Genomic DNA, 13,304 nt, shown 5'->3' on the forward strand with positions numbered 1-13,304 from the left:
TCCCTCTCCCTTGCGGACTGACAGCAACCCGCACAGGGCTCCGCGGCACTCGCTCCCTCTCCACCCGCACGGGGAGAGGGAGCCCAGTCCATTGGAATCGCCGGGTTTTAGACTCTGCACACCAGCCGCGTGGGCAAATCTGTCTCCGCCCAGCGGCCTCAAGGGAAGAGGGTTGAGGCACAGGTTGAGTTGAGTCACCTCCCGCGTGCCTCAACCCAGCCTTGCCATCACTATTCCCACCGGTCACCCTCTTTGCGCTGCAAATCGATGTACCCGACCCTTCCCTGATCGCTCACAAACGATAACAACAGCCAATTGACCACGCTGATGATGAGAGCTCCAAACACGGCAGCCCAGAATCCATAGACGTGAAATCCGGGGATGACGCCCGAGGCCATCTTCAGCATCAATGCGTTGATCACGAAGGTGAAGAGACCCAGCGTCAGGATATTGATGGGCAGCGTGAGAACCAGGAGGATGGGTCGAAAGAAGGCATTCAGCACTCCCAGAATCGCGGCGGCGAAAACCGCGGAAAAGAAACTATCCACCCTAATCCCACCAATAATGTATGATGCAGCAATGATTGAAACCGTAAGAATCAGCCATCGAATAAAAAGCCCCGGCATCGCATCCTCCTGTTCTGAGTTGCCTCGCAAAATCTCTGTGGAAAATAGTCCAGTGAACTCACTGCGCTTCCCCGCCAAAACGTCTGAAATGGCAATTTCGGTTGATGATCTGCACAGCAGACAGACCGGGTATAGTATACAACAGGGGTGCCTGTCTTGTCGCCTGTACCGTACCGGTATTTTTCTTGGAATCGTCTGACCAATTTATCGATTCTTCTGCAATTCATCGATGCAATGCCTTGACAGTATCGATGGCCGGAGGTATTCTCACTCCGGTTAGTCATTCACCCCCTTTGTTTGAGGCAATGTCTATGAAGCGCGACACCACGGCTACCCGTTCCATTCCGAGCGTTCCTGCGGTTTTGGTGAGCGTAGTAGTACTCGTATGCGTCGTTGACGGCGTCGCGCCATAGCGGGATCGACAAAGCTATCCTTACCAATCCACCCCCCGCCGGCGCGAGCCGGTTGGGGGGTTCTTTTTGGACCGATTGACCTCACGCCGGACTCGATGCCGATTCGGGAAAACACCGCACAGGGTTGCGCTCTGCAACCACCCTGTTGACGAAAGTAGGAGGCGAGTCCGATGATCAAAAAGACTGGAGCACAAATCATCATCACGTTGCTGGAGCGCCAGGGAATCCGAACCATTGCAGGAATCCCGGGCGGAGCCAATCTGCCCATCTATGACGCTTTAGCGCAAAATCAGGCGATTCGGCACGTTTTGACTCGGCATGAACAGGGTGCCGGCTTTATTGCCCAGGGCATGGCCCGAGCAACGGGAAGGGCCGCCGTGTGTTTTGCCACCTCGGGCCCCGGAGCCACTAACGTTCTTACAGCCATAGCCGACGCCAAACTCGATTCGATTCCAATTGTCTGCATTACCGGCCAGGTGCCCTATGCCATGATCGGCACCGACGCCTTCCAGGAAGTCGATACCTACGGCATGAGCATCCCCATCACCAAACACAACTTCCTGGTCCGCTCGGCAGACGATCTCCTGTGGGTGATTCCCGAGGCGTTCCGCATTGCACTTTCGGGAAGACCCGGACCGGTCCTGATCGATGTACCAAAAGATGTTCAGGTGGCTGAGGTTGAATTTGAGGAGTGGCCGGAACCGGGGTGTCCCGATCCTTTTCCCCGTTTCGATCCGGTTGATCTGAAGAGCGCAGCCCGACTCATTAACCGTTCACGCCGCCCGATTTTGTACATCGGTGGGGGGGGTCATTCAGTCGGGAGCCGGTTCGTTGGCTGTGGATCTCGCAGAAAAAGCGTCCGTCCCAACCGTGATGACGTTGCTGGGGCTGGGTGCCATGCCCGCGGATCACCCGCTTTCGCTCGGCATGCTGGGTATGCATGCCGCTCGCTATGCCAATCTGGCTCTCGAGGAGTGTGATTTACTGATCGCAGCGGGAGTTCGATTTGACGATCGGGCCACGGGTAAAGTGGCGGAATTCTGCCCCGGCGCCGAAATCATCCACATCGACATCGACCCGAGTGAGCTTGATAAAATAAAAACTTCTCATATCGGCATTGTGGGCGATGTCGGTGCCGTACTGAAGAGTTTACTGCCGTTGGTCGAAAAGCAGCTTCGTAAAGAATGGCTGACCCTTGTTTCTCGACTCAAACGAGAACACCCTCAGCGGTTTGATGGTGCAAACGATCCATTGAACCCTTACCGGCTAACCCGTCTTGCTGCGCAGCTGCTGGGCGATCAAGCCATTGTGGTTACCGATGTTGGCCAGCATCAAATGCGCACCGCTCAGGTCTATCCTTTCCGCCGGCCGCGTCACTGGCTCACCTCGGGAGGACTCCGCACCATGGGCTTCGGATTGCCGGCGGCTATCGGTGCCGCCCTGGCACGCCCCGACTGCCCGGTAGTGTGCTTCAGCGGGGATGGCAGTCTGCTCATGAACATTCAAGAACTGGCGACGGCGGTCGAACAGAATGTCAACGTCAAGATCATCCTGATGAACAACAACTCATTGGGGCTGGTCCATCAGCAGCAGGAGCTTTTTTTTGCCAGGAGGATCTTTGCCTCTGATTATCAGGCGCGGGTGGATTTCACGAAAGTTGCCGAGGGCTTCGGTGTGCGAGCCTGCGATCTGAACAGGAGTGATGATCCTCAACAGGCACTTGCGCAGGTGCTGAGCGAGCCGGGACCTTGTCTTATCGACGTTGCCGTCGATATCCGCGAGATGGTTTATCCCATGGTACCTCCCGGTGCTGCCAATCGAACCATGATAGGAGGTGAAGCGCATGTCTGACCATCCTTTTCAACCATCGCCGAAACCCTGCGAAAGCAGGCAGCAAGTTACCTTGGATTTGACCGTGAAGAATCATCCTGGAGTCATGTCGCATGTCTGCGGGCTGTTTTCAAGGAGAGCCTACAACGTTGAGGGAATTTTCTGCATGCCCATCGGCAAAGGCGAACACAGTAGAATCCGGCTTTTGGTGAACGAAGATCAGCGGCTTGATCAGATGGTCAAGCAGGTGCGGAAATTGCCCGATGTACTGGACGTGACATGCCGCACTGTGGAGCCCCGACTGCTCGAGCAACTCCAGCAATTACTGGACAGCAACAGCAGGTAAACTATAATCCAGCAACCATGTGGACCGGCGACTTTTGCTTCGCATCGATATGGCATAGAATCAGCATTTTCCGGCTGGCTCGCAGTAATTCATCATGATGCAACAGAGCACAGCCAACGAGAACCTGCTCGCTGCCGGAATCAGTTCGGTTGAGCCATGGGAGTTGATTGCAGGGTAGATGAGCTGTTATGAAAGACCCGGCACAGAATACGCCATTGGACTACTGATCCTTGCCGGGTTGTGAGATCATACCTGTCGGCGATTTTCGGATGAGATTTGGATTCAATCTGTACAAAGGAGTGCGTTAGGATGCACTGGCATCAAAAGAAGGCAGACAGGGTACTGGAAGAACTTGACTCATCTCTAAACGGCATCACTTCCGAGGCCGCCCTCAGCCGACTCGAAACATACGGCCCCAACACGCTCCAAGAGAAAGAGAAAAAGACCTTACTCAAGATGTTCCTGGATCAATTCATGGACTTCATGATCCTTGTCCTCATTGCTGCCGCCGTTATTTCGGGATTCATTGGAGAAATATCCGATACCATAGCCATTATTGTGATTGTGCTCCTCAATGCGGTCATTGGATTGGTGCAGGAATACAGAGCGGAAAAAGCCATAGCGGCCCTTCAAAAAATGGCGGCCCCGGCCGCCATGGTCATGCGGGACGGTCAGGTTGAAAGTCTTGCCGCCTCTCAGATCGTGCCCGGAGATGTGGTTCTGCTCGAGGCCGGGATGATCGTCCCCGCGGATGCGCGCATCATCGAGGCGGCTCAACTGAAGGTTGAAGAGGCCGCTCTCACGGGAGAATCCGAAGCCACCGAAAAACATACCCATGTCCTCCATGACGAACTCCTCCCTCTGGGCGACCGGAAAAATATGATCTACAAAGGCACTACCGTAGTTAACGGGCGGGGCGCGGGTGTCGTTGTGGCAACCGGAATGGAAACTGAGATCGGCAAGATCGCGGCCATGCTGCAAGAAGAAGAGGAAGTGAAAACGCCTCTCCAAAAACGGCTTGCCGTCTTTGGTCACAGGCTCGCTCTTGCGGTGCTTGCCATATGCGTCATCGTTTTCGCCGTCGGCATCATGCGCGGAGAGCCGCCTTTTCTCATGCTCCTCACAGCCATATCCCTGGCGGTCGCCGCGATTCCCGAAGCACTTCCCGCGGTGGTCACTATCGCACTGGCACTTGGGGCCAAGAAAATGGTGAAGCAAAAATCCCTCATCAGGAAGCTCCCGGCGGTGGAGACCCTCGGATCGGTAACTTATATATGCTCGGATAAGACCGGAACCCTTACGCTGAACAAGATGACCGTGGTGGAAATCTACGCGGATGGCAAAAGGCAGACGGAAACCGAACTGAATGGCGGGAAAGCGAAAAGTTGGCAAACTTCGGAAACCGTTTCCCCTCCCTATCGTGAATTCTTCAAGGCGCTGGCATTGAGCAATGACGTCCAGCCGTCAGCCAACGGCTCTATCCTTGGAGACCCCACTGAGATCGCTCTATTCAACATGGCGCAAGAGCAGGGTTTTCACAAAGAAGCGCTGGAAAAAGAATACACAAGGGTGGCGGAGCTCCCATTCGACTCCGAAAGAAAGTGTATGACCACATTTCATCGAGTGCCTGCGCCATCAGGTGATGAAGCGGGCTTTGTGTCCTTCACTAAAGGCGCGGTGGATGTATTGATGGATTCCTCGAGCACCGTTTTGACATCGCAAGGATCAAAGGCACTCGACCCCAGGGAGCTTTCTGAAATGAACGAAAGAATGGCAGCTGACGGTTTGAGGGTACTTTGCGTTGCCATGCGACAATGGGACCGCCTGCCTGCTGCTTTGTCCCCTGAAATTGCTGAGAGGGAGCTCACGGTCTTGGGCCTTGTCGGAATGATAGATCCTCCTAGAGAAGAGGCAAAAGAAGCCGTAGCAATGTGCAAGACAGCGGGAATCATCCCGGTCATGATCACCGGCGACCATCCCCTTACTGCCCGAACCATAGCCCAAAGCGTCGGCATCATCGACAACGACCGAGCTTCGATCCTCACGGGCCGAGAGCTTGGCCGGCTGACTTTAGAGGAATTTGAAGAAAGGGTTGAGGATATCAGGGTTTATGCACGGGTGGCCCCCGAGCAGAAATTAAAAATTGTGAAAGCTCTTCAGGATAAGGGGCAGTTTGTCGCCATGACCGGGGACGGAGTGAATGATGCACCGGCCTTGAAGAGAGCCGACATTGGAATTGCCATGGGAATTACCGGCACAGATGTCTCCAAAGAGGCCGCCCACATGATCCTTCTCGACGACAATTTCGCGACCATTGTGAAAACCATCAGAGAGGGCAGGCGCATCTTTGACAACATCCGCAAGTTTATCAAGTACACCATGACAAGTAACTCGGGTGAGATTTGGACCATATTTCTCGCCCCTCTGCTGGGACTTCCCATTCCTCTTCTGCCTATTCACATTCTCTGGATCAACCTCGTCACCGACGGGCTTCCCGGTCTTGCCCTGGCCGCGGAGCCACCGGAAAAGGGTGTCATGGAACGGTCGCCACGGCATCCCAGGGAAAGCATTTTTGCTCATGGGCTTGGCCTTCATATCATCTGGGTGGGTCTCCTCATGGGGCTTGTGTCGATCTTTACGCAGGCGTGGTCCCTTAAAACGGGGCATGCCCACTGGCAGACGATGGTGTTCACGGTATTGTGTTTGAGTCAGATGGGACATGTTCTGGCCATAAGATCGGAAAAGGAATCCCTGTTCACCCAGGGGCTATTGTCCAACTGGCCGCTGGTGGGGGCATTTCTCCTGACTTTAGCTCTGCAGATGGCAACCGTCTATGTGCCCTTTCTAAACCCGATATTTAAAACCGAACCGCTGACGCTGTATGAACTGGGGCTCACTCTCATTTTATCTTCAGTCGTTTTCCTCGCAGTGGAAATCGAAAAATGGACCAAGCGGAGGCGGATGGTTGGATCTGCCGCCCAAGTCAACTAATTCAAGAACGTCCCGTTCGCCCCACGGGCTTCACCAGGTTAATCCGTTGATTGTGGAGAGGACATCATCAGCGTATTTTGCCCACCTGGAAAGCGAACAAACATAAAAGATTTGAATCTCCCAAACGTTTTTGCCAAAAACGCAACGAACAGCTTTGTTCTTAAACTTTTCAACGCCTGTTAGCGAAAGCCAACAAATGTCAAAATGAGAATTGCTGCCTAAATTCTGCAATTGCCCGCACTTTTCGCAGTATTTTTTCCGGTGCGGCTAGAGTTGGGCAGCCCGCGCAACTGATGATCCCTACCAGATCGAGTTGTTCACCCGGTGAGTACTTCTCGAAAAAGTCCCTTCGCTTTCGCATGTCTGCCAGGCAGACTACTGAAGCACAGCTCATTTCCTGGGTACTGTTCGAACAGTTAACTATACCGATCCTTGCCATGTCATCCTCCTTGTGAATTGAAGTTGCTGTTACAGAATCACTGTCTTGCGGGTCTCTCGCGAAGGATGAATTTTCACGGATATGAACGCCGTTAAGTCGATACCAACCGCCTTCGGGTCGATTATGGTTTGGTAGGACTTAATGATTCCTCTCTGTTCGAGTTTTCTGATCCGGTCGAACACCCCCGAAGTGGTCCTGCCGATGGCTCGGGCGATGATGGCTCCATCAAACCCCTTGTCCTTGGCTGCAAATCAATGACTGAAATGCTTTGACAGTCATCGGGAATATGATTGGATGAGGGCTGATTTCCAGCAATTCTGAAAATCTCAGGTTGACCGTTGTCCGCCTGTCGATCTTTAGGCGATTGAGTTTGGTATCCAAACCATATCAGTTCGCAGGGTTCAATAAGTCCGTCGGCAGCTCTCAGCATCCCACCAACTACCATGCAAATCCAGCGTGTCTCAGGGCGATCTTTTCAAACATGGTCACAAGCCCCACGCCGAGCTGGTAAATAGACTCGATGTTGAGATTCTTGTCTGCAGTTGAATCAAAAAAGAGATGGAGGGTCGAGTCCAGCTGGCCCTCTTTGTTCCAGTAGCAAACCAGCATCGGCAATTTAGGAAGGGGATGGAGGACTATGGAAATGTCCGAGGAAAAGGCGGCAGTGGTTGATTTTCCCGCAAAAAGATCGATGAGAATCTCAAACAGATCGGTGTGATTGTCAACCAATGCCTTCAAGGGTTTTTCGCATCTTTGGCTGAACAACCGGCTCCAGGTTGCCCCGCTATCCAGTTCCCGCAAGGGGACCCATTGGCCGGCAGGTCTTTTCCCTTCACAATGGATGATGTAGCTGAGCAGCGGAATGCTCAGCCAGGGATTGACATGGCAGTCGGAAATGATTTTTCCCTGAGGATCGACCTGGAAGTCTTTGCCCAGGCAGTTAATCGCCAGGCCACTTAGGGAAAGTCGAGCCCCCAGCCTTTCCGCCGAAGATGCAAAATCGATCGTTCTTATCTTGTTTTGTAGGCCTTTCAGGGCCTTTTCCCAATCATTTTCAAGAGAAGATCGCTTGCCCACCTGTCCCTCAAACCGCGCAAGAACATCTTCTTCCAGATGAGGACAGGCACCGAGCTTCACTTCCCCTTTCATGACCGCCACTGCAAATGCCAGGCAGGTCGGCAGGCTGCATTGCCTGCAGTTCGTCTTTTCCAGGATTCGGTAAATGTCCAAATGATTCAAATGGCTCATGACTCGCTCCTGAGGCGTGCAATTCAAGGTGTATAGGCTCCACCACTAAAAACGGATCTCACAATGATAGACCACATTTGAATCAGAACGGAATCCCCCATTTGGGGGATGATGGTGATTTTTTTGAGCGGATGAGTTTTCCAGCAGGCCTGTAAAAAAAGCTCATCCCTTCACTCGTGGAACAACCTGAATCTTCACCGTCACTTGTCCATAACCGAGACAGTCGACTCCCGCGTCCGGGCAGCGAACCACCCGCATAAAATGAAAATCGTTCGGATCCCGGCCTTTATGATGTCCCAAGTTGCAGTGCTTTGCTTCCAAAACCTCCGCTTCAACGGAATAGAGGAGATCCGCCTGGGAGAACCACCTGACCTGCCTTAGGCGGTGGTCGCCTTCATGGAAGGCTTTCAATTCCGCGTTGCCACATTTCTGATATGGAGAATGGCCTTGGTCCCATCGGCAAAGAAAATGCCAAAAAGCCGGCACAAGCCCTGAATACCGATTACAGGATGCTGTTATAGGGTATTGAACAGAATCAGACATGCAGAGAGGGGAACGGTGGTCACACCTTCCCCTTTCTTCATTGTTTTAGGCACGACTGGTTCCGCAAGTGACTGAAGTTTTTCGTTGAGTTATGAAAATCCCCGCAAAAGTCTCATCTTAAACTCAAAGTGCAAGGCAGGGCGCTTCCGCCGGCTTTTCTCAAGAGATTAGATGAGAGCGTCACATACCCGCAGAGTTTTTGATCTCTAGGCCGATGATCTCAAATTTCGAAAAAATTGAATTCTGACCTCTGAACTATCAAGCACATTCCGGTCATGCTAAGTGCTCTTGAAGAGCAAAGACAGATCCATGACCGATTCCGGCCAACTTCTTGAATTTACTTGGTGCGCCTGGGAGGATTCGAACCCCCGACCCACGGATTAGAAGTCCGTTGCTCTATCCACCTGAGCTACAGGCGCAGTGCGGGTTTGCGGCTCTTGGCCTTGTCGATTGTAACCGTTTTTGTAACCATTGGCTGAGAATCGAGATATTCCCGTTGCATCTTCGCCGCGGCCATCAAATCAGCTTCGCTCACAATATTGCAGCGCTCAAACACTGACCCTGTTTTGTGGCCACCACTGGTCTGCATTGCAACCCTTTTCGGAATACCTGCTCGAACCATATTTCTGACGGCTGTGCGTCGAGAATCGTGGAAGATTCTTAAACCAATGCCGACATTTTTGCAAGGCGTTTTCCATGCCCGGTCGAAGCGTTTGACCTGGTCCGTTCCTCCTCCATGGCAAAGCGGTTTGAGCGATTTTTCGTCGTTTCTTTGCCTGCTCGAACACCTCTTTTAGCTCATCGCCCAAGTAGATAATACACCCTTCAGTGTTTCGAGTCCTCTGGGTTACGTGCGAATGTGCCGTCGACAATCCTGCTCTCACTGCCTTCTCTTGCTTCTCTTGCAACAATGGAATATGCGGCACCTTGTCAACAACGGGTGACATCTGCTTTACATCCATATCAAGCATGCGCTTTAGGGCAGCTATGGCTCCCAAGCAGGCTGGGCTGAGATACGAAACCCAGCAAAATAGGCGTTGGGTTTCGTCACCCGAAACGCGTGACTCAACCCAACCTACACCAAAAACATTATCTTGGAAGCTATATTGGTATCATGTGATGAACCACGGCAGATGAAGATCGTTTCCGCGTGGTTTCGTGCCGCTGATGCGCAGTGGTAGTGTGCCACACGATGGCGCATAGTTTGAGTGTACTCGGATAGTTGCATAGAGACCTGGAGTACCCGGCAGGTGCCTGCCGGCGGAAAGGGCGGTGGGGGAGCCGCTGTCAACGCCCCCCCACAGTGCCGGCACTACAGCTTTTCAATGCGCACCGCACAGGCTTTGTATTCAGCCGTTAACGTTACCGGATCAAAGGCCGGATTGGTCAGCCAGTTGGAACAGTTTTCGCGAAAATGAAACGCCATCCACACCATGCCCGGCTGAACCTCAGGGGTCACCCGGGCTTTGACGGTCACTTCTCCGCGTCGCGATTTGACCCTTATTTTCTCTCCCTGCTCAATCCCCATGGCACTCGCATCCTGCAATGAGATGTCTGCGGTTTCCTCTCCCAGCAGGTCATTCAACCCTTGGCAACGACCCGTTTGAGTGCGGGTATGGTAATGATAAAGCCGCCTTCCGGTGGAAAGCACAAGGGGATATTCGCCGTCCGGCACTTCCGCCGGTGGGGTCCAGTCCACCGCGTTGAATCTGCCCAGACCGCAGGTGAATTCACCGTTTTGGTGCAGATAGCAGGTTCCCGGGTGATCCTCGTTGGGACAGGGCCACTGGAGTCCGTTATTTTCCAGCCGCGTGTACTTAATACCCATATAGCTGGGGGCCAGGACGGATACCTCGTTATCCCATATCTCCTGTGCACTGTCGGACGGCCAGTCATGTCCCATCCGTTGGGCAATCTGTTTGAATATCCACCAATTCGGCTTGGCCAGCCCGGGAGGCGCACTGGCAGTGCGCACGCGGTTGACTCTGCGTTCGCTGCTGGTGAAAGTACCGTCGTTTTCACTCCAGGCGGCGGCCGGAAAAACAACGTGGGCGAAACGGGTGGTCTCGGTCTCAAAAATGTCCTGACACACGATGAACTCAGCAGAAGCCAGCTCGTGCTCGACCTTTCGGATATCGGGTTCGGTATTGGCCAAATTCTCCCCAAAAATATAGAAGCCCCTGACCTGTCGAGTAACCAGGCCTTCCAGCATTTGCGGAATCATCAAGCCCGGCTGTTCCGGCAGATCGTTGACTCCCCAGGCTTGTGCGAATTTTTCGCGAATGGCCGCATCGGTAACACTCTGATATCCGGGAAACACGTTGGGCAGCGCCCCCATGTCACATGCCCCCTGCACGTTGTTCTGGCCGCGCAAGGGGTTCACCCCGCCGCACTCGAGGCCCATATTCCCTAGCAGCATCTGCAGATTGGCTACGGAAAGAACATTATTCCGTCCGCAGGTATGCTCCGTGATGCCGAGCGTGTAGCAGACCATCACCGGCTTTACCGCAGCCAGGCGCCTGGCCGTATCGCGGATGATCCCCGCGTCGATACCGCATATATCCGCCACCCGCTCGGGAGGATAGTTCATGACCTTTGCCTTGAGTTCATCGAAACCGACCGTACAGAATTCCACAAACTTATGATCATAAATATCTTCGCTGATGAGCACATGCATGAGGGCATTGAGCAGCGCGATGTCGCTGCCGACCTTCAAGGGAAGGTGCAGGGTGGCTATATCGCACAGCTTATGTTTGCGCGGATCAAATACAATCAGTTGCGCACCGTTGAAAACCGCGTTCTTGAGAAAGGTAGACGCCACAGGGTGGGCTTCGGTCATATTGGAACCGATCACCAGAAACATTTTTGCTTTGGCAAATTCATTGAATGAGTTTGTCATTGCACCTGAACCAAACGAAGCCGCCAGCCCGGCGACCGTTGGGGCGTGTCAGGTGCGCGCGCAGTGGTCGATATTGTTGGTACCGATCACCGCGCGAAACAGCTTTTGCATCTGATAGGAGTCTTCATTGATGCTGCGTGCGCAGCTGACCCCGGCAATGGCATCGGAACCGCTCTCAGCAATGATCTTCTTGAAGCGCCCGGCGACCAGATCCAATGCCTCGTCAAAGGAAGCTTCCCTGAACCGACCGTTTTCTCTGATCAAGGGCGTTTTCAGCCGCTCCTCCGAATAGATGAAGTCAAAGCCATATCTACCCTTGACGCACAAGCGACCCTGGTTGGGCTCGGCCCCCTCCACGCCCGAAACTTTGACGATCCTGCCATTCTTGACATGCAGCAGTTGCTGGCATCCAACTCCACAATAAGGGCAGGTGGTGCGGACTTTCTGCTCCACCTCCCAGTTGCGCCAGCGCCGTTCGGATTTTTTTTCGACTAAAGCCCCGGTCGGGCACAGCTGGATGCACTCGCCGCAGGAAACGCATTTGCTTTCGTCGTAGGCAACCAGCGGGCTGCCATCCGGTCCTTCCACGGTAGACAGAGCAAAATGCCCCTGGATCTCCGTACACGCCGCCACGCAGCGAAAACACAACACACAGCGCTCCGGCCAGGACCTGAGGAAGGCGGTTGCGTACCCATTACGAAATTTCGCACTGGGCGCCGGAGCTTCAACGCCTGTGACACCATGCTCGTAGACAAGATCCTGCAACAAACATTCACCCGCTTTGTCGCAGATGGGACAGTCCAATGGATGATGCACCAGAATGGACTTTAATACCTCCTGACGCATGCAAAACAGCCGATCAGAGCTGGTGACGACTTCCATACCATCCCTCACCGGTGTTTCGCATGCAGCCACGGGCGTTGCACTCCCATCGACTTCAACAATGCACAGTCCACACGAGCCAATCGGCTTCAATCTTTCATGATAACACAGAGTTGGAATTCGAATTCCGACACTCTTTGCCGCTTGAAGGATGGTACTGCCCTCCGGCGCCGCCACATCCCTGCCGTCGATCGTCATTTTCACCATTGCCATTGTGGCTTCTCCTTTGCCGCATTGCGCATGAGATTCTTATTATGTCAAAATTGGCATATATGTATAGTATGGCTCACGCCAATGTCAATGGCAAATCAAAGGGGGGCGCTATGGGGAAGACCAGTTGCGATTCCAATGAAGGGCGCCGCGGGCCTATCCAAGGTCGGCAAAGCCGTCTCGGCTGTTGAATTTCTACTTTTGGCAATGCCTCATCAGCTCTTCCGTCCTTGCTGTCCTCACTGCACAACCGGCATCGACCAGCACGATGCGGTCAGCCAGGACGGTAATTTCTTCCACCGCATGGCTGACATAAAGGATCGGAATGGAAAACTCCCGGGACAATTGCGCAATAAACGGCAGCAGCTCAGCTTTGCGCGCACCGTCAAGCGAGGCCAGTGGCTCATCCATCAACAGGATGGAAGGACTCGTGAGAAGCGCTCGGCCGATGGCGACCCTCTGTTTTTCACCGCCTGAGAGCTTTGCCGGCCGCCGGTCGAGCAGCTGTTCGACGCCAAGGACTGCTACTGCTTGCTCAAACGCCACACAGCGATTCTTGGAACGGCGGCCGGGCATGCCGTATGTGAGGTTGGCCCGTACGGAAAGGTGGGGAAAAAGTCGGTCGTCCTGGAAAACGTAGCCAATGCGTCTTTTTTCGGGGGGAACGTTGATTCCTTTAGCGGAGTCAAACAAGGTGTGACCGTTGACAATGATGCGGCCCTCGTCGGGCCGCATGAGCCCCGCCACCATGTTGACAATGGAGGTTTTGCCGGAGCCGGAACGGCCGAACAGCGCAGTAACTCCAACTCCCTGCAAGGTGAAGGACGCATGGATAGTGAAATCACCTTGCTTTTTGCGGACGCATATATCGAGCACC

General features: G+C 53.6%; 7 protein-coding genes, 1 tRNA gene and 2 pseudogenes. 3 read left to right on the plus strand and 7 right to left on the minus strand.

The window, feature by feature from the left end:
- Positions 1-230: 230 nt before the first annotated feature.
- Positions 231-626 (minus strand): phage holin family protein, encoded by a 396-nt coding sequence (locus K1V27_RS13940; protein ID WP_258930646.1) that lies wholly within the window; start codon positions 624-626, stop codon positions 231-233.
- A 583-nt stretch (positions 627-1,209) separates the two neighbouring features.
- On the opposite strand from K1V27_RS13940, the pseudogene ilvB reads away from it, so the two are divergent.
- From ilvB to K1V27_RS13960, 3 genes and pseudogenes are all read left to right on the plus strand, one after another.
- Positions 1,210-2,890, plus strand: a pseudogene (ilvB, locus tag K1V27_RS22830) (acetolactate synthase large subunit).
- Positions 2,883-3,215 carry an acetolactate synthase small subunit gene (gene ilvN / locus K1V27_RS13955; protein WP_258930647.1) on the plus strand — a complete coding sequence of 111 codons (333 nt, stop codon included), beginning with the start codon at positions 2,883-2,885 and terminating at the stop codon, positions 3,213-3,215. The pseudogene ilvB and the gene ilvN overlap by 8 nt, the downstream one beginning before the upstream one ends.
- Before the next feature lie 309 nt (positions 3,216-3,524).
- Positions 3,525-6,206 (plus strand): cation-translocating P-type ATPase, encoded by a 2,682-nt coding sequence (locus tag K1V27_RS13960; protein ID WP_258930648.1) that lies wholly within the window; start codon positions 3,525-3,527, stop codon positions 6,204-6,206.
- Positions 6,207-6,405: 199 nt separating this feature from the next.
- Here the strand turns inward: K1V27_RS13960 and K1V27_RS22835 are convergent, their stop codons facing one another.
- The 6 genes and pseudogenes from K1V27_RS22835 to modC all read right to left on the minus strand — a co-directional run.
- On the minus strand, positions 6,406-6,645 hold the full coding sequence (locus K1V27_RS22835) for a CGGC domain-containing protein (protein ID WP_353740579.1): 240 nt from the start codon (positions 6,643-6,645) through the stop codon (positions 6,406-6,408).
- A gap of 438 nt (positions 6,646-7,083) precedes the next feature.
- Positions 7,084-7,893, minus strand: a complete 810-nt coding sequence (locus K1V27_RS13965) for a DUF3786 domain-containing protein (RefSeq protein WP_258930649.1) — start codon at positions 7,891-7,893, stop codon at positions 7,084-7,086.
- Between the two features lie 885 nt (positions 7,894-8,778).
- A tRNA-Arg gene (locus K1V27_RS13970) sits at positions 8,779-8,855 on the minus strand.
- Positions 8,846-9,025, minus strand: a complete 180-nt coding sequence (locus K1V27_RS13975) for a hypothetical protein (protein ID WP_258930650.1) — start codon at positions 9,023-9,025, stop codon at positions 8,846-8,848. The genes K1V27_RS13970 and K1V27_RS13975 overlap by 10 nt, the downstream gene beginning before the upstream one ends.
- A 723-nt stretch (positions 9,026-9,748) precedes the next feature.
- Positions 9,749-12,430: a formate dehydrogenase subunit alpha gene (fdhF, locus tag K1V27_RS13980; RefSeq protein ID WP_258930651.1), complete on the minus strand. Its 2,682-nt coding sequence runs from the start codon at positions 12,428-12,430 to the stop codon at positions 9,749-9,751.
- A gap of 210 nt (positions 12,431-12,640) precedes the next feature.
- Positions 12,641-13,303 (minus strand): annotated as a pseudogene (modC, locus tag K1V27_RS13985) (molybdenum ABC transporter ATP-binding protein); the annotation flags it as partial.
- Between the last annotated feature and the right edge of the window lies 1 nt (position 13,304).

Origin of the sequence: Desulfoferrobacter suflitae, assembly GCF_022603395.1 — a bacterium.
GTDB classification, from domain to species: Bacteria; Desulfobacterota; Syntrophobacteria; order Syntrophobacterales; family Syntrophobacteraceae; genus Desulfoferrobacter; species Desulfoferrobacter suflitae.

Bases quoted from the DNA above. Each gene is read 5' to 3' on its own strand.
- K1V27_RS13965 (WP_258930649.1), bottom strand. From the start codon at position 7,893: ATGAGCCATTTGAATCATTTGGACATTTACCGAATCCTGGAAAAGACG.
- K1V27_RS13960 (WP_258930648.1), top strand. From the start codon at position 3,525: ATGCACTGGCATCAAAAGAAGGCAGACAGGGTACTGGAAGAACTTGAC.
- K1V27_RS13940 (WP_258930646.1), bottom strand. From the start codon at position 626: ATGCCGGGGCTTTTTATTCGATGGCTGATTCTTACGGTTTCAATCATT.
- K1V27_RS22835 (WP_353740579.1), bottom strand. From the start codon at position 6,645: ATGGCAAGGATCGGTATAGTTAACTGTTCGAACAGTACCCAGGAAATG.
- K1V27_RS13975 (WP_258930650.1), bottom strand. From the start codon at position 9,025: ATGCAGACCAGTGGTGGCCACAAAACAGGGTCAGTGTTTGAGCGCTGC.
- ilvN (WP_258930647.1), top strand. From the start codon at position 2,883: ATGTCTGACCATCCTTTTCAACCATCGCCGAAACCCTGCGAAAGCAGG.